Origin of the sequence: Chryseobacterium sp. ON_d1, assembly GCF_006829085.1 — a bacterium.
Lineage (GTDB): Bacteria > Bacteroidota > Bacteroidia > Flavobacteriales > Weeksellaceae > Chryseobacterium.
Map to the genome: position 1 here is coordinate 122955 of NZ_BJTC01000009.1, position 17553 is coordinate 140507.

The following is a 17553-nucleotide window of genomic DNA, read 5'->3' on the forward strand; positions in this document are numbered from 1 at the left end:
TACCTGCTATAATCTTGCATCAACCAGATTTCTGTCTAAACATGCTTTGGTATCAAAAACCACGGCATTTTCTTTTTTAAGCTGATCCAGATCCATTTCCAGAAACTCATTGTGAGAAACAGCAATAACTAATGAATCATACTTTTTTCCTTCCTGAAGAACATCCAGAATATCAATTCCATATTCGTGCTTTACTTCTTCTTTGCTTGCCCATGGATCATAAATATCTACATTTACACCATAATCTGCAAGTTCTCTGTAAATATCTACTACTTTAGTATTTCTGACATCGGGACAGTTTTCTTTGAATGTTACGCCTAAAATGAGTGCATTAGAGTTCTTTATTACTCCACCTTTTGCAATAAGAAGTTTCACTACTTTAGCAGCAACAAACTTGGCAATAGAATCGTTGACACGTCTTCCGGATAGGATAACATCCGGGTGATAACCCAGCTGTTCTGCTTTGTGTGCAAGGTAATAAGGATCCACTGAAATACAGTGTCCTCCCACCAATCCTGGTTTATATTTAAGAAAGTTATATTTTGTACCTGCTGCTTCCAATACATCATTGGTATCGATACCTACTCTATCGAAGATTAAGGCTAATTCATTAACAAAAGAAATATTAACATCCCTTTGTGCATTTTCAATAGCTTTCGAGGCTTCTGCAACTTTAATACTAGGCGCTTTATGGGTTCCCGCAGTAATAATTTTTTTGTATAATTGATCTACTTTCTCAGCAATCTCTGCTGTAGAACCTGAAGTTACTTTTTTAACGCTTGTAAGTGTATTCACTTTATCTCCCGGATTAATTCTTTCCGGGGAATATCCTACAAAAAAGTCTTCATTCAATTTAAGTCCTGAATATTTTTCAAGCACAGGCACACATTCTTCTTCTGTACAGCCAGGAAAAACCGTCGATTCATAAATGATAGTATCTCCTTTTTTAATAATTTCTCCCAACATTTTTGAAGCAGAAATCAAAGGAGTCAGATCCGGAGCATTATATTTGTCAATAGGAGTAGGAACAGTTACAATGAATATATTAGCTTCAGAAATATCAGATAATCGGCTTGTGGCTTTATAGCCTAAAGAACCATTAGATTCTTTATATTTTTTCAGTCCGTCATTTAATTTATCAACATCAGCCTCAAGCGTTATATCTTTTCCGTTATTAAGCTGATCAACACGTTGTGTATTAATATCAAAACCAAAGACAGGATAGTGATTGGCAAATTCAAGGGATAGAGGAAGGCCTACATAACCCTGGCCTATAACCGCTATTGTATATGCTGCTATCATTAACTAAATTTATTTTTTATTTTTTGAAGCCAAGATTGTTCTGCATGTTGGTTATAGCCATAACCGTATTTGTTACTATATCCTAAATTCTCCCTATTCACATCATTAAGTACAAACCCAACATTTTTGATTTTTTTCTGATCGATATTGCTATTGGCAAATTCTAATAATGCCTTTTCGGTATATTTAGATCTGGACACATAGATGGTAACATCAGAAAGTTCAGCAATAAGGAAAGTATCTGTAACAAGGAGCAATGGTGCAGTATCCAGGATAATATATTCATACTTCTCTTTCAATTCACTTAAAAGGAACTCATAACGGCCGTTGGATAATAATTCTGTCGGGTTAGGAGGAATCATTCCTGAATAAATTACATCCAGGTAAGGATTAAAGGATGAGACATGAATAATATCTTCAAGTTTGGTTTCATCATTATAAAGATACTCTGTAAGTCCCGTAAGTCCTTTTCTTGCCGGATTATATCTTTGAAGCTGAGGATTTCTGATATCAGATCCTATGATAATTGCTTTCTTTTTAGGATTAGCCAATGTTAAAGCTAAATTGACGGAAGTAAAGGTTTTTCCTTCTCCTTTCACTGTTGAAGTGACAAATACAACTTTTCCTTTTTTCTCTTTTGAAAGCATAAAGTTCATATTCGTAATAAGAATTCTAAATGCCTCCGCCATAGGAGTAATATCGTTCATTTTTACGATTTCAGAATCTCCTTTTTCAAGACTTGGTAATTCTGCTATAATAGGTGCATGTACCAGTTTTTCCAGATCATGTTTAGTGACAATCTTATTATTTAATAGTTCTGATAAATAAATAATTAGAAATGGAATAAGTAATCCTATAAATAAAGCAGCCAACAAAATAACCTGTTTCTTTGGAGCCACAGGATTAAGAGAAGCATATGCCACATCAATAACTCTGGCTTTAGGTGCTGTAATAGACTGTGCTATTGCGGTTTCTTCTCTTTTCTGTAGTAATAGTAAATATAAATTTTCTTTAATTTGTTGCTGCCTCTCTATTCCTCTAAAAATTTTCTCTATAGATGGAATTTTAGCAATTTTTCCAGACACTTTATTCTGTTCTCCTATGTATTCATTTCTGGCAAGTTCCAACCCTGTTTTATTTCTTTGAAGAGCTTGAACAACAGAAGTTCGCATAGCATTAATCTGTTTATTAAGTTCTACAACCACTGGATTGTCAATAGTTGCAGATTCCAGTAATCTTGATCTTTGTAATATCAGTTGATTATAGGCTGTAATACCAGACGCTGCATCGGCATTACTTAACCCAACATTTGACGGTAAAATTTGATATTGACCTTGTTTGGAAATAAAAGTAATTAATGAGTTGGTTAACTCAATTTGTCCATCAAGTTCCAGTTGCTTACCACGAGCTGTAGCTGAACTTTCTAAATCAATTTTAGCTTCTGTCTCCAGATCAGTAAGGTTATTTTTAGCTTTAAAATTTTCTTTTTCATTTTCTACCTGTCCAAGCTCAACAGATAGTTTCCTTACTCTGTCTTCAATGAAATCCAATGTCTTTTTGGATTCAAAATTTTTGTCTAAAATTGCATCATAATTATAAGCATTTACCAAAGAATTAAGAATATCCTTAGCCTTTTCCGTTTGTGGATAATTCATTGCTAGCTTAAGTACAGTAGCATCTTTATTAGCTAAATTGACATTAAGTGCATCTGATAAACTATTAACTTTGGCTTCAACAGTTGAAATATTTAATTCTAATTTATTGGTATTTACCCCTTGTGAAGTTTTGGCATCATATTTATTATTTTTTGTAATAATAATATTTGCAAAGGGAAGATTGATTATTCTTCCATATTCAGAAACAATTTCTTTTTCTAAATCATTATAATTTACTACAACTTTATTGCCTTTTAATTCTACATTAATCAGGTTATTTGGAGTTTTAGATTTTTCATTTACAACTTTAACTTCAATAGGGGATGACTTTTTGTAAAGCTCAATACTTCTTATTCTACCTTTGGCTATAATATTTGTTTGAAGGTTTTGGCTAACCACTACATCAGTCATGAGTTTTTTCGATTTCAGAACCTCAATTTCATTTGTAATACTGTTGGTTTTCATTCCTCCTAATCCAGATAAATCTGAAAGTACTCCCAATTCATCAGATGATGAGTTTTTTGAGTCTTTTATAAGAAGTGTTGTCTCAACAGAGTAGACTGGTGTTATAAACTTTACAGCTATAAAGGCAACTATTAGAGTTAAAATTGCACTGAAAATAAACCATGGCCATTTTCGTAAATATGGTTTGATTATCTCATTGGTACTAATTTTATTCGAAATCTTCTCCGTTCCTGAAAATTGTGTAGATTCCTGGTTATCCATCAATTTTTTATTTCTTATTAAATAAACTTACTACTACTGCTATGGCAGTCACCCCAATAGAAATAGCAGTCAGATATAGTCCTGTATTTGGGTTTTGTTTTGAAATAGCATCTTTTGTATTGTTCGAAGAAACAATAATAGCATCACCCTGTTTAAGATTATAATAAGGTGAATTGATGACATTCGCATCTAAAAGATTTATACGTCCATGTGAAACCTGTCCGTTTTCTGTTCTGATCACCAAAACTTCATCTCTTTTTCCATATGTTGTAAAATCTCCTGCAAGACCTAATGCATTTAAAATTGTTGCATGACCATTAGCTATTGTATAGTCTCCTTGCCTATTAACTTCTCCTAAAACGGTTATTTTAAAATTAGCAAGTCTTATATTAACTGTAGGATCAATAACATATTTGGTCATCTTATTTCTTAATTCATCTTTAAGCTCAACGAGAGTTTTATTGGATGTGTTGATTTTACCCAGAATTGGAAAGTCAATATCTCCATTAGTATCAACAATATAAGTAGGACCTGAAATAGTCACGGCTCCCTGATTAGGGGTATTACTCCCTGCTAAAGTATTTGTTTGAATAAATTCGGATGAAGAGTAATTCTGATTAAAAGGTTTAACCACATCCATATCTTTGGCAGTAATCAAAATAACAATCTGATCACCAGCCTGTATCGTATTATTAGAATTTTTAGCTGATGCATCTATAGCCACTTTTTCTATATTCTGCATATAATTTAAATCGTTCTTAGCATTGGGATTCACTTTACAGGAAATCACTAAAGAGGATGCCAAAACTACTGCTAATATTTTTCCTTTCATTATTTTGTTAAATTGTGCAAATATACATTTATATTTTTTCTATTTATCCAAAGCCTCATAAATTGAATTATTGCTTCGGAATTCCGGCACTATTGTTTTAAGAATCCTTACTACTTCCACTTTATCTCTTCGCAGAGAAGCTTTGGTAATTTCTTTAGTAAGCCTATCTATATCTTCAAATCCCATGGAAGGGTCTTTAGAAATCATAATTTTATCATTATGAGTAGGAAGCGTTTTTGCATCATCACTTAAAAGTTCTTCGTAGAGCTTTTCTCCAGGTCTTAATCCCGTATAAATAATCTTAATATCAATATTAGGTTCGAATCCTGATAATTTTATCATTCTTTTCGCCAGATCAATAATTTTAACAGGTTCTCCCATATCAAAGACAAATATTTCACCTCCTTCTCCCATTGTTCCTGCCTGAAGAACCAGTTCACAAGCCTCAGGAATAGTCATGAAGTATCTTACAATTTCAGGATGGGTAATGGTTACCGGACCTCCAGCCTCGATTTGTTTTTTAAAATGCGGAATGACCGAACCGTTGGAGCCTAATACATTTCCAAACCTTGTTGTAATAAACTTGGTCACATTACCTTCTACATTCTGAAGGGACTGTACGAAAAGTTCTGCAGCACGTTTTGAAGCTCCCATTACGTTAGTTGGATTTACAGCTTTATCTGTAGATACCATTACGAATCTGTTTACTTTATACTTGCTGGATAATTTTGCAACTATCTTTGAACCCAATATATTAACAAAAATGGCTTCATGAGGATTCTCTTCGACTAAAGGTACATGCTTATAGGCAGCAGCATGATATACCATTGAAAAATTGTACGTCTGGAACAGAGATTCCATTCTATGATGGTTAGAAACATCTCCTAAAACAAATTTGAAAGTAATATGAGGGAATTTTTCTCTCATTTCAAGTTCAATTTCGTACAGCGGAGTTTCGGCCTGATCCAGCACTACAATTAAAGAGGGATTGAAATGAGCAACCTGTCTTACAATCTCACTTCCTATAGATCCCGCTCCACCGGTTACCAATACAGTCTTAGCAAAATGTCTGCTTTTAACTTTTTCATTCTGGATTTTGATAGGTTTTCTATTCAACAGATCTTCAATCTGAAGATTCCTGATAGAACCGCCAAGATCACTGTCTCTTAGTTTTTGTACGGATGGTGCTTTAAAGACATTCAGGTCCTTCTCCAAAAATAAATTTACCCAAGCATTCATTTCATCTCTTGCCATCATCTCTTTAACAACAAGAACCCCATCAATAATAAGATCTTCTTTTGAATGCTCTTCTATCTTTTGTTTTTCGTAAATTGGTTTTCCCAGCAGAGATGCTCTTTTAGAATCTGTTCTTTGAGTTAAGAAACCAACCACCTGATAAGGCAGGCTTGGGTTATCCAGAATAGCACGTGCAATTGCAATCGACTGTTCATCAATTCCCAATACCAGAATTCTTTTTTTCAGCGCACTTCTTCTGTATTCTCTTACAATATGGAAAAACTCTTTTACATATAATCTGAAAAGGAATAATCCCATAAAAGAAATGACAAAGTAAAGTACCAGATAAGGGGTAAGAATAAACTTACTTCCTGTAGTCCAGAAATAAAGAATATTTATCGTTCCGATAGTCAGCATCGTGCAGAAACAGGATATCAGAAGCTTAAATAAATCTATAAATGTTGAATGGCGAATAATACCGGCATAAGTCTTGAAGACATACATAAAAACAGTATTCACCAGAATAATAAAAGCAAAAATTAAACTTTTATCTTCATGGTATATAAACTCCTGCTTGGTAATCTTTGCGATAATGTAAGTGGAAAGAAATAAAGATATGATCAGAATAATAATGTCTATTACAAGAATTATCCATCGAGGAAGATATCTTACGTCTGAGAGATTGACAACATTATCCCCTCCAAATATTGTTTTTCTAAGAGAATTGTACATTGTCTTTATTGGTGTTCATATTTAATTAAGGTATAATATCTGATTATCCAATCAAAGATAATTCTGATACAATCATACAAAAATAAATAAATTTATTTCAATATATTGAAATCAAAAATAAATTTGATGTTATATTTTATGAAATCTAACAATTTCATTAGGTACAGCTAAACTCAGTGACAAAAATCATACCATAAAAACTCTTTACAAAGGTGATATATATCTGTTAAAGTTCTTTATTTAAGCTGTTTCTCTTTAAAATAATTACTAAATCCCTATATATCAATCTTTTTCAATGAACTGCTTATTTTTTCCCTAAAAGTCATACGTCAAGTTTTTTAAATTTTATTAATATTCAGTCAAAAATATCAATTATTTTTTCATATTCAAAACCTTTACCCATCAAATACTTTATAGTCTTGGTTTTTTTTTGATATTCTTTCAAACCCTTCTGTTTAGAATAATACTCCTCAAAAATCTTTCGGATAGTTTTCTCATAATCAGAATCATCAATCTCATCAAAACACGAATTGATCAGCTTCTCGGAAATCTGTTTCTGCTTCAGATTCATTTTGATTTTCGTCTTTCCCCAATGTTTGATGTAAAATTTACCTCTGATATAGCTTCGGGTAAATCTTTCTTCATTCAAATAATTTTCTTTCAGAAGATACAGAATAATTTCTTCCTTGGCTTCATCAATAAGCATGAACTCCCTCATCTTCTGTTCCACTTCAGCATGACAGCGGTCCTGATAAACACAATAGTTGACCAGTTTCTGCTTGATTTCGTCGAAAGTATAAGATTTCTTTTCCATTTGAATAAAAAAAGAATGAGCAGCCTGCTCATTCTTTATATAATATTGGAATGTCTGTTAGTAATTGAACAGAGCTTTACCTTCCATTAATTCGTTAACTTTCTTTCTTACAGAACCAATAACTTCCTCATTTTTGATATTATCTACTACTTCAGAAATTAATCCTGCAATGGTATCCATATCATTTTCTTTCAATCCTCTTGTTGTAATAGCAGCAGTTCCCAATCTGATACCAGATGTCGTAAATGGAGACTTATCATCAAAAGGAACCATGTTTTTGTTACAGGTAATATCAGCAAGTACTAATGCTTTTTCAGTTTCTTTACCGTTTACTCCTTTATTTCTAAGGTCTACCAGCATCAAATGGTTATCTGTACCACCACTTACAATATCAAATCCTCTGTTGATCATTGCTTTTGATAATGCCTGAGCATTGGCTTTAACCTGTTTTGCATATGTTTCGAACTGTACGTCTAAAGCTTCACCGAAAGCTACTGCTTTACCAGCGATTACATGCTCAAGTGGTCCTCCCTGAATACCTGGGAATACAGCTCCGTCCAGTACCTGGCTCATCATTTTGATTTCTCCTTTTGGAGTTTTGTGGCCATATGTATTTTCAAAATCTTTCCCCATCATGATCATCCCTCCTCTTGGACCTCTCAGAGTTTTATGGGTAGTGGTAGTTACTACATGGCAATGTTCGAATGGAGAATTCAGTAATCCTTTTGCCACTAAACCAGCTGGGTGAGCAATATCTGCCCAAAGAGTAGCTCCCACTTCGTCTGCAACTTCTCTGAATTTAGCATAATCAAGATCTCTTGAATACGCTGAGAAACCAGCAATAAGCATCTTTGGTCTTTCTCTCAACGCTACTTCTCTCATTTGGTCATAATCAATAAGACCTGTTTCCTGCTGTACTCCGTAAGAAACTACATTATATTGAATACCAGAAAAATTCACTGCAGAACCGTGAGTAAGGTGTCCTCCCATTGAAAGGTCCATCCCCATGATTTTATCACCAGGTTTTAAAACTGCAAGATAAATGGCTGCATTCGCCTGAGAACCGGAATGTGGCTGAACATTCACATAATCTACTCCGAAAAGCTCCTTAGCTCTGTTGATAGCTAAAGTTTCAACCTCATCTACTACTTCACATCCTCCGTAATATCTTTTCCCGGGATATCCTTCAGCATATTTATTGGTCAGTACACTTCCCATTGCTTTCATCACGTTTTCAGAAACAAAGTTCTCTGATGCGATAAGCTCTAATCCATGGGTTTGTCTTTGTCTTTCTTTTTCAATCAGGTCGAAAATAATATCCATTTTACTTTTAGTTTTTGAAATTTTCACCCCAAATGTACGGAATTTTCGTCGAGATTTTTCTATTGAAAAAATGATTTTAAACACTAAAAAATGAGAACCTCATCAATAAATCAAATATTATAGCTGTTTTAATTTGATCAAAAACCCTTTAAAATTCTTCGTCTGCAAGTTCTTTATTGACCACTGCTCCTGCAAAATTCCCCTGTGCAACGGCATTAGCTACAGAGCGCATCATGGTTACATTATCTCCACAGGCAAAAACTCCGGGAACATTTGTTTTCTGCATCATATCCACTTTAATAAATCCCTGTTCTGTCAGTTCAAATCCCAGATCGTCGGACACATTGATATTCTGTTCAAAAGGAATTTTAGCATATAAAGTCTGTAAAGCAACTTCTTTTCCGTTTTTGAAAATTATTTTCTGAATGGAACCATTTGTATGCTCAATGCTTTTAATTTCATCTTCGTTAAGAATGATTTTATTCTGCTTCAGTTTTTCGAGTTGTTCATCTGTAAGAGCAGCTTTCCCGTTTGTAAACAGGGTAAGATTTTTAGTCAGATTAAAAATCAGTTTTGAAAATTCGTAAGCCATATCCCCATTGGAAAGAATTCCGGTAACCTCGTTTTTCACTTCATAGCCATGACAGTATGGACAATGTATAACAGAAATCCCCCAGCATTCTGCAAATCCGGGAATATCAGGCATTTTATCTTTCACTCCAGAAGCCAAAATAAGTTTTTTAGCCTGGAATTTTTCGCCGGATGAAATTTCAATTCCGAAACCATCAGTTGTTTTTACTGTTTTTACAACTGTTCCATTATAAAACCGGACAGTGCTATATTTCTCTACATCTTCTTTTGCCAGCCTTGCAATTTCTCCCGGTGTTTTTCCATCATGAGTAACAAAATTATGGGAATGTGGTGTTTGCCTGTTGCAAGGTTTTCCGTTGTCAATAATCAGGACATTTCTTAAAGATCTTCCCAATGACATACCTGCGGATAATCCTGAATAGCTTCCTCCTATTATAATGACATCAAAATTTTTGTTTTCCATAGTTCAGTTGATAGTTGATAGTTGATAGTTGATAGTTGATAGTTGATAGTGCAAAAATAAAATAAATTTCATTAATGCAATATTGTTGCGATAATGTTTTTTATCTATTATCTTTATATCTTAAAACTAATTATCATTCTTCTATCTTATTATTTCCATTCATCTTTAGTCTCATCAATTTCGTCCTGAATTCTTTTACTGATATCTATTTTTGCTCCCTGCAAACTGAAAATTGCCGTTCCTCTTTCTCTTGCGTACGGATTGGTAATGGAATCATATAATTTTGCAACTTCAAAAAAGGAGCCTGATTCTTTAAGTTCTTTTCCTGCTTCAGGAGCATCTTTAACCCTGATAACATTTTTATATTTTTTTGTTAAATCTATCCAGTTAATATAATCCGCATGAAATGACATGGCTACAACACCTGCCTTTGAATAATAATTAATAGCGCCAGTCTGCCCGTAGTTATCACACAACACCATGGTATTTCCGGATTTTGACAGTCGGGAATATTCTTTATCTACTTTTTGAGCCAATTCTTTCCAGCCTTGCATATCGGCAAAGTCCTGAGGCAACGGATGATCTTTTCCGTCTTCCCAGCGAAGCAATCCGAATTTTTTATACTGATCCTGATGAGACTCAATATATTCAGGACTCTTATTGGGAAAGGCTACATTATATAAAGGAAGAAATAAAAGTATAGGGATAAGGATGCTGACAGGTTTTAAAAATCTTTTCCATCCTTTTTCAAATAAGTGACCCAGAAAAACGGAACCAAAGGCAATATACACCGGGTAAAGCCCTATCGCATAGTAATCTTTTGCTTTAAAAAATAAAAACAGGGTAATGGTGATGATATAACTCCAAAAGAAAAACCTGAATTTCTCAAAAGGCTTGTACAACAGTAATGCTCCCCACCCTGCTATAATAGCAAAAATAACTCCTATGAAAAAGAGAATCTGAGATTTCATAAAACCCATTCTATCCACATGCACGAGCTGTTTTTCAGAAAGCTCTTTCATATGATGGATCACCGGAAAATGATTCTGATACTGCCAGAGAAGATTGGGAAAAACAATAATCAAAGCCAGAAGAGCGGCCCAGTACACATGAGACTGCATAAAAATTTTCCTTTGCTCTGTTAGCAATAATGCAGGAATAAGCCCCAATAATGAAAAAGCAATATTATATTTATTTAATATTCCTATTCCGAAAATAACCGCTCCAATGTATATCCATTTTACTTTTTCTGAATTAAAATATTTAATCAGGGCATAATAAAGGCACAGCCACAGAAAAATTTCTAAAGAGTTAGGCTGAAACAACATATTTATCCGGAGGAGCACTGAGAACAGAATCCCTAAAGAAGCAAGTATTTTGGCAAAGAGGCTTCCATTAAGTTCTTCAACACTTTTCCACACCAGCACTATCGTCAGTGCTCCGAACAATGCAGGGAAGAATTTAACCCAAAATATAGAATTTCCTAACATTTTAATCATCAAGGCAATCCATGAATTGACGGGAGGAACTGAAAGATAGCCCCACGCCAGATGATTGGCCTGATCGAGATGCAGATATTCATCCCGGTGAAGTTCATACTCAGGACTTATCAGCGAGTATTGAAGAACAAATTTTGCAACGATAAAAAGAAATAAAATCCAATAGTCTTTTTTCATAGGATATAATTTGGAATTTAAAGGTAAGACAGTATAGTGCTCTCTTTTGTTACATAATTCACATGATTTCAAACTTATTATCTATAATTTCAGTTTTTATCCGTTGAATTCTGTCTGACCAGTATTTAATCTCTTCAGCTTTATCCGGAAATTCTTCTATTGGTATCTTCTGGCAGGCAGTCAGGGAAACCTGATAATCCTGCAATATTGTTTTCAAGTACACTTGATAGTCCATGGGATTTTTAGGAATATATCCTATTCCATCACAGCCGCATGAATGAAAGCATTTCCCTGTTTTAAAAAGACTTTCTATGATTTTCCATTCTTTGGCTGCTGTCTTTTTAGGAGCCTTAAAGTCTTTTCCAAGGTCAGCCATTATACTTCTGCATTCAGGACACCTTATAACACGGTTTTCCAGTGTGGACACCAATTCTTTTCCCTCTTCTGTATTTGGCAGTTTAAAAAGCCGGCTTTCTTTGCGGTTAACAAAAACGGATCCAATATTTATTGATTTACCATCAGGTTCATGATATACTTTTTCTTTTTCAATCCTACGTAAGATATCATATACCGCCGGCTGTTTAAATGATTTCCGGCATGTAAAGCAAACATAGTGTGATTTGTAGGTTTTTACTGCGTATCGACACATTCTTGATTTATCTGACTTAAATATAAGAATTTACTCATGAAAGATATTGACATAAAAAGAATTCCGGAGAAAAAAATCCTCCGGAATTCAACAGTTTAAAAGTGTATAGTGTAGTTTATTATTTTTTCTTAGACTTTTCTTTCAGTTCTTCTTTATCTTTATCAGAAGGGTTCCATACTTTCACTTCTGAATCTTTAGTGATATTTGACCCCGGAAGTATCTGGACATTGATTCCATCACTTGCTCCAAGTTTTACATATATTTTCTTAAATTTCCCGTCTTGCTGTTTCACTTCTACAAAAGGGACATCTTTTCCTTGCTTTTTTTCATACTGAACTAAAGACTCATCCAGTAACAATGCATTTTTCTGAGAGCTCAGGACAATTTCACCATTTGCAGAAAAACCTGCTCTAATATACTCATTATTAGGATTACTTACGTTACCTTCTACCGGAAATTTAATAGTTCCTGCATTATCTTTTCCTTTAGGGGCTATCATAGTAAGTTTTCCAGGGAAAGTTTTATTCTGTAATGCTCCAATTACGATATTCATATCCATTCCTTCACTCAGTTTTCCCGCTTGTGCTTCATCAATTTCTCCTTTAAAAATCAAAACATTCAGATCTGCAACCGAGCAGATTGTAGTTCCTGCATTAAAGTTATTGGCTTCAATCACCTGACTTCCTGCCTTTACAGGAACTTCAAGTACGGTACCTGAAGCTTTTGAGCGGATCTCAGTAGTCGCCAGCCCCTGTCCCTTCAGCTCAGGAGTCGCTCCTGTTTTAGCGATCTGCAATCTTTTTTGAGCCGTATTCAATTGCTGTTGGGCATTTTTCAAAGTCTGCTGCTGAGAGAATAACTGCTGCTGAGAATTAAGAAACTCCTGTTTGGAAGCCACCCCCTGCTTATAAAGCTTTTCCTGCATATCAAACTGCTTCTGCATATTTCCCACATTCATCTGTGCATTGCTGATCTGGATCTGTGCATTCTGAACCTCCTGCTGTGCAGCGTTTACCTCAGAGATGCTCGGAACAATCTTTACAGTAGCAATCAGCTGCCCTACTTCTACTTTATCTCCTTCTTTTACTAAGATTTTATCTATGATTCCCGCAATATTGGGTTTAATTTCAATTTCTTCCTTGGGAACAATTTTACCTGTTGCCATGACCTTATCATCCATATTCTGAACGGTAGGCTTACGGGTAAGGAAAGCTTCTCCTTCTTTAGAATTAGATTTGATAAGATAGCCAATCCCTGAGAACAATGCCACTGCAAATAAAAGCCCCAACACTATATAAATGGCTTTTTTCCAAGTGAATTTCTTTTTCATATGTATAGTTTATTTTTTATTAAATAGATTTAAAATTTAAATATTGATTCTCTATATTATTTTTTGCTTTTAAATCTTAAAATGGTTTTATTTTCAAATTAATTACTCTGTTCTTAAGGCTTCAATAGGCCTGATTTTTACTGCTCTTTGTGCAGGAATCATTCCGATGATCAATCCTAAAATTACCATGACAGCCATGGCAGCAAATACGTTTCCATAGTTGACCGTCGGATTATAAAATGGAAAAGAATCCTGCCCCTGAGTAACAGCATTCAGAATCATCAGCACAAAAATCCCTGACATAAAACCAATTAATCCTGATGAAAGTGTGATCACAACGCTTTCCAGCAAGATCTGATTTCTCACTTCTGACGGCTTTGCTCCTAATGCTCTTCTGATTCCTATTTCTTTGGTTCTTTCCTTTACCGTAATCAAAAGGATATTTGAAATAGCAATGACTCCTGCAAGAATCGTCAGGGTTCCTACGATAATGGTCAGTAGCTGCATTCCTGTAAGAAAGCCCGTCAGTTTTTTAAATTCTTTTCCAAGGTTAAAGCTTCCAAATGCATTGGTATCTTCAGGTGACACTTTATTTTTGGTTTTCAAAGCCTGCTTTACATCTTCTTCTACAGAATTCACATTGGCATTAGGCTTACTTACAATAGCAAACATGTCGATCTGGTCTCCGGCATTATACATTTTCGTATAGGTAGAAAGCGGAATGAAAGCCGTTTGATCATTTTCAAATCCCCCTCCTTTTTTTACACGGAAAACTCCAATTACATTAAAAAACAGTCCTTTAATATTGATGGATTTTCCTATCGGATTTTCTTTTTTCTTGGAATCAAAAAAGTTTTTATAAATCTCTTCTCCGATAACCACTACATTTTTATTTCCGGAAACGTCAGCATCATTGATATAACGTCCAAAAATCAGTTTCTTTTCTGAGATTTTATTTCCTACAGAGTAGTCTCCGGTAAGCGAATAGGTTCCGTTTTTTCCATTCCTTGACATTGCTTCTCCTGGTGTTCCGGTAAAGCTTCCTCTTGCATTCTGCGGCGATATATAATCTATGGCGGTTATTTTCCTTTTCAGCATTTCCATATCGGTTAAATTCAGATGAACTTCTCTTCCTTTCGGGAATCCTTCATAAGGGATAGATGTTTTCTGCGCCCACAGAAATATAGAGTTGGTGGCAAAACCTGAAAATAATTTATCAAAACCATTCTCCATTCCTTTTGCTGCTCCAAGAAGGCTTACATACAAAAACATCCCCCATCCTACGCCGATCATGGTAAGAAATGTGCGGAGTTTATTATTCCTCAATGAGTAATAAATCTCCTGCCAAGTATCTTTTTTAAATATGATATTCACCTTGTTGAATTATAAGTTATAAATTATGAGTTATGAATTTCATTAATCCGTTTATTTTTTCGCCAATTATTCTGTTCTCAAAGCTTCGATCGGTTTAATTCTTGAAGCTCTGTATGCCGGTACAAATCCTGCGATCAATCCTGAGAAAATCAAAGCGATAAATGCCATGATGATGGCGCCCCATCCTACACTTGGGCTTTTAATAAAGAACTCTTCAAGACTGTTTCCGATAAGACTTAAAGTCAAAACGCCTACTCCTACTCCAACAAGTCCGGAAACCACTGTAATCACAACGCTCTCCTGAACAATCAGTCCTACAATTCCGCTTGGTTTTGCACCAATAGCTTTTCGTACGCCAATTTCTTTGGTTCTTTCTTTTACGATATAGACCATAATGTTACTGATTCCAATGATTCCGGCCAGCAATGTTCCCAGTCCGATAAATCCAACAATCGCCGTGAGTACAGCCATAAAGGTGAATGTATCATTCATGTTTTTAGCATTGTTCCAGACACGCACTCCATTTTCATCATCTGGGGAAACATTTTTTCTTGATTTCAGTTTATCTTTAAGCTCATCTCCATACTTAATGGCTTCCTGCGGAGTGAGTTTATCACTGTAGGAGATATAGGCAATATTTACTGTATCAGAACCTTTTTTCATCTGCTGCAAAGTGGTAATAGGTACTGTGATATGTCTCTCATCCCAGTCACCGCCATCATCAGAAAATACACCTACCACCTTAAACATGGTTCCGTTGATATCAAGTTCTTTTCCTACGGGGCTTCCGTTCTTGATCAAATCTCTCTGAACCATTCTCCCGATAACAGCAACATTTTGTTTTCCTTCCAGATCTCTCGGCGTAATATATCGGCCGTCAATCATTTTCCGGTTTTCAATAATCTGCTCACCCGGCTCTGCTCCATGGATTTGATAAATCCCGCTTTCTTTGCCATATTTCACCATTAAACTGGCATTATACCTAGGGCTGGAAGCTCCTACATTCTTTTTGTCAGCATTGATAAGGAAATCATAATCACCATTATTCAACGTAACCGTACGGTCCGACTGTAATCCTTTATAAGCCAATGTCGTTTTTCCTGTAGTAATGGTAATCAGGTTTTTGGCATCACCTGAAAACCCTTCAGAGAAAGCATTCTGAAGCCCTTTTCCAATTCCGAAAAGTACAATGAAAATAAACAGCCCCAAAGCTACCGTAAACCCCGAAAGTACCGTCCTTAGCACATTGCTCCGGATAGAACTGAATATTTCCTGCCAACGATCTAGGTCAAACATAATTTTTATTTTTTTACTTTGTAAAAAAGTCAATTAGCTGCGCTTTCAATTTTCTTCGAAGTCAATTAACTTTGTTGTCAATTTATTCTTCATAAGTCTTTAATTACGAAGCAAAATTCATTTTTACATTTCTAATCTTTTTTCAACATTTTACTTAACAAGATAAATGCTGTTTTTATTAAATTTCCAATTTTTGTTAATTCTTCTATTTTAATATAGTTACATTCTATAACAATATCAAAACAAGAATCCAACTCAATAACCGAACCTCTGGCAATTTCAAAATACCTTTTCCTTTCCAGTTCAGACTTTCTTGAACATCCTTCGGTAATATTTAATACCACTGAAGTAGAAGCTCTCCGTATCTGATCGATTATATTAAATTTTTCATGATCAGGAATTTTAGATAAAATCTTATAACATTCTATTCTTAATTCTCTGGCTGACTGATAAACATCAAGTTTATAATGGTCCAGATTTAAAAACATTTTTATTTTTTTTCATATTCATTTGTGTGTGTTGTAAATTAATTACCATTCTCATTGTAAAATTCACTTGCGAAGCAAAATTGACCATTCACTATTCACCTATAGTACAATCTGCTTAATAAACTCATCACTTTCAATAACCCCGTCCTTCAGCACTACATTTCTTTTGGTCTGTGCAGCTACATCGGGTTCGTGGGTTACAACGATGATTGTCTTTCCTTCATTATTGATATCCTGAAGCAGTTTCATAATATCATGAGTAGTTTTAGAGTCCAATGCTCCGGTAGGTTCATCTGCCAGCACCACTTTTGGATCAGTAATTAAAGCTCTTGCAATAGCTACTCTCTGCTTCTGTCCTCCGGAAAGTTCGCTTGGAAGGTGGTTCGCCCACTGTGCCAATCCTACTTTTTCCAGGTATTCCAGTGCCTTCTGATTTCGCTCTTTCCTCGGTACATTCTGATAATACAGAGGAAGCGCTACATTCTCTAAAGCTGTTTTGTAATTGATAAGATTAAAAGACTGAAAAATAAATCCTAAAAACCGGCTTCTGTATTCTGCAGCTTTTACCTCAGATAAATGTTCAATAGGTACTCCGTCTAACTCATAGGTTCCAGAATCTTTTTCATCCAGAATCCCAATAATATTAAGAAGTGTAGATTTTCCGGAACCGGAACTTCCCATAATAGAAACAAACTCGCCCTCAGAAATATTCAGATTAATTCCTTTGAGAACATGAAGCTTGCTTTTTCCTGTATCGTATGACTTATTTAAATCCTGAATTACTAACATTAAGTGATGTATGTTTTATACCCAATAAGTAGACGATATTTTCAAATTGTTACAAGAATAAAAATTTATTCAAATATTTTTTTGTTTAACAAATTAAACCTTTATTTATAATACTTTACAAAATATTGTTTAACTGTAACTTCCAATTTCCATCTATTTATCCTCAGGATTGCTGTCTAGCCTATTATCCGAGGCTGTTTCATGTAAATGTGGAAAACTTTTCCGGCTAAAAGTCAGCCGATTAGTATTTACCCCTTTCAAAATCAGTTCTTTTTTT

14 protein-coding genes are annotated in these 17553 nt (G+C 34.7%); all 14 read right to left on the reverse strand.

Annotated elements, in window-relative coordinates; translation table 11 throughout:
- Positions 1–6 precede the first annotated feature (6 nt).
- Complete coding sequence (locus CRS_RS15230; protein WP_142724875.1) at positions 7–1302, reverse strand: nucleotide sugar dehydrogenase; 1296 nt, start codon at positions 1300–1302, stop codon at positions 7–9.
- Positions 1302–3683: a tyrosine-protein kinase gene (locus tag CRS_RS15235; protein ID WP_142724876.1), complete on the reverse strand. Its 2382-nt coding sequence runs from the start codon at positions 3681–3683 to the stop codon at positions 1302–1304. The genes CRS_RS15230 and CRS_RS15235 overlap by 1 nt, the downstream gene beginning before the upstream one ends.
- 7 nt (positions 3684–3690) lie before the next feature.
- On the reverse strand, positions 3691–4515 hold the full coding sequence (locus CRS_RS15240) for a polysaccharide biosynthesis/export family protein (protein WP_142724877.1): 825 nt from the start codon (positions 4513–4515) through the stop codon (positions 3691–3693).
- A 39-nt stretch (positions 4516–4554) separates the two neighbouring features.
- Entirely contained in the window at positions 4555–6483 is a 1929-nt protein-coding gene (locus CRS_RS15245; protein WP_142724878.1) for a nucleoside-diphosphate sugar epimerase/dehydratase, read from the reverse strand.
- A gap of 355 nt (positions 6484–6838) precedes the next feature.
- On the reverse strand, positions 6839–7303 hold the full coding sequence (locus CRS_RS15250) for a regulatory protein RecX (RefSeq protein ID WP_373995766.1): 465 nt from the start codon (positions 7301–7303) through the stop codon (positions 6839–6841).
- A 51-nt stretch (positions 7304–7354) separates the two neighbouring features.
- The gene (gene glyA / locus CRS_RS15255; RefSeq protein ID WP_142724880.1) at positions 7355–8620 is read right to left on the reverse strand and encodes a serine hydroxymethyltransferase; all 1266 of its coding nucleotides are present in this window, start codon (positions 8618–8620) and stop codon (positions 7355–7357) included.
- Positions 8621–8768: 148 nt separating this feature from the next.
- Entirely contained in the window at positions 8769–9674 is a 906-nt protein-coding gene (locus tag CRS_RS15260; protein WP_142724881.1) for an NAD(P)/FAD-dependent oxidoreductase, read from the reverse strand.
- Positions 9675–9823: 149 nt separating this feature from the next.
- Positions 9824–11350, reverse strand: coding sequence for a glycosyltransferase family 39 protein (locus tag CRS_RS15265; protein WP_142724882.1), 1527 nt, complete (start codon positions 11348–11350; stop codon positions 9824–9826).
- Between the two features lie 58 nt (positions 11351–11408).
- Positions 11409–11999 carry a hypothetical protein gene (locus CRS_RS15270; protein WP_142724883.1) on the reverse strand — a complete coding sequence of 197 codons (591 nt, stop codon included), beginning with the start codon at positions 11997–11999 and terminating at the stop codon, positions 11409–11411.
- 118 nt (positions 12000–12117) lie between these two features.
- Complete coding sequence (locus CRS_RS15275; protein ID WP_172617091.1) at positions 12118–13329, reverse strand: efflux RND transporter periplasmic adaptor subunit; 1212 nt, start codon at positions 13327–13329, stop codon at positions 12118–12120.
- A 102-nt stretch (positions 13330–13431) separates the two neighbouring features.
- Positions 13432–14703, reverse strand: a complete 1272-nt coding sequence (locus tag CRS_RS15280; RefSeq protein ID WP_142724885.1) for an ABC transporter permease — start codon at positions 14701–14703, stop codon at positions 13432–13434.
- Between the two features lie 66 nt (positions 14704–14769).
- The gene (locus CRS_RS15285; protein ID WP_142724886.1) at positions 14770–15999 is read right to left on the reverse strand and encodes an ABC transporter permease; all 1230 of its coding nucleotides are present in this window, start codon (positions 15997–15999) and stop codon (positions 14770–14772) included.
- Between the two features lie 131 nt (positions 16000–16130).
- Positions 16131–16487, reverse strand: coding sequence for a four helix bundle protein (locus CRS_RS15290; RefSeq protein ID WP_142724887.1), 357 nt, complete (start codon positions 16485–16487; stop codon positions 16131–16133).
- Between the two features lie 99 nt (positions 16488–16586).
- Positions 16587–17276: an ABC transporter ATP-binding protein gene (locus CRS_RS15295; protein WP_142724888.1), complete on the reverse strand. Its 690-nt coding sequence runs from the start codon at positions 17274–17276 to the stop codon at positions 16587–16589.
- Between the last annotated feature and the right edge of the window lie 277 nt (positions 17277–17553).

Bases quoted from the DNA above. Each gene is read 5' to 3' on its own strand.
- CRS_RS15260 (WP_142724881.1), bottom strand. From the start codon at position 9,674: ATGGAAAACAAAAATTTTGATGTCATTATAATAGGAGGAAGCTATTCA.
- glyA (WP_142724880.1), bottom strand. From the start codon at position 8,620: ATGGATATTATTTTCGACCTGATTGAAAAAGAAAGACAAAGACAAACC.
- CRS_RS15245 (WP_142724878.1), bottom strand. From the start codon at position 6,483: ATGTACAATTCTCTTAGAAAAACAATATTTGGAGGGGATAATGTTGTC.
- CRS_RS15235 (WP_142724876.1), bottom strand. From the start codon at position 3,683: ATGGATAACCAGGAATCTACACAATTTTCAGGAACGGAGAAGATTTCG.
- CRS_RS15295 (WP_142724888.1), bottom strand. From the start codon at position 17,276: ATGTTAGTAATTCAGGATTTAAATAAGTCATACGATACAGGAAAAAGC.
- CRS_RS15265 (WP_142724882.1), bottom strand. From the start codon at position 11,350: ATGAAAAAAGACTATTGGATTTTATTTCTTTTTATCGTTGCAAAATTT.
- CRS_RS15270 (WP_142724883.1), bottom strand. From the start codon at position 11,999: ATGTGTCGATACGCAGTAAAAACCTACAAATCACACTATGTTTGCTTT.
- CRS_RS15240 (WP_142724877.1), bottom strand. From the start codon at position 4,515: ATGAAAGGAAAAATATTAGCAGTAGTTTTGGCATCCTCTTTAGTGATT.
- CRS_RS15275 (WP_172617091.1), bottom strand. From the start codon at position 13,329: ATGAAAAAGAAATTCACTTGGAAAAAAGCCATTTATATAGTGTTGGGG.
- CRS_RS15230 (WP_142724875.1), bottom strand. From the start codon at position 1,302: ATGATAGCAGCATATACAATAGCGGTTATAGGCCAGGGTTATGTAGGC.
- CRS_RS15290 (WP_142724887.1), bottom strand. From the start codon at position 16,487: ATGTTTTTAAATCTGGACCATTATAAACTTGATGTTTATCAGTCAGCC.
- CRS_RS15285 (WP_142724886.1), bottom strand. From the start codon at position 15,999: ATGTTTGACCTAGATCGTTGGCAGGAAATATTCAGTTCTATCCGGAGC.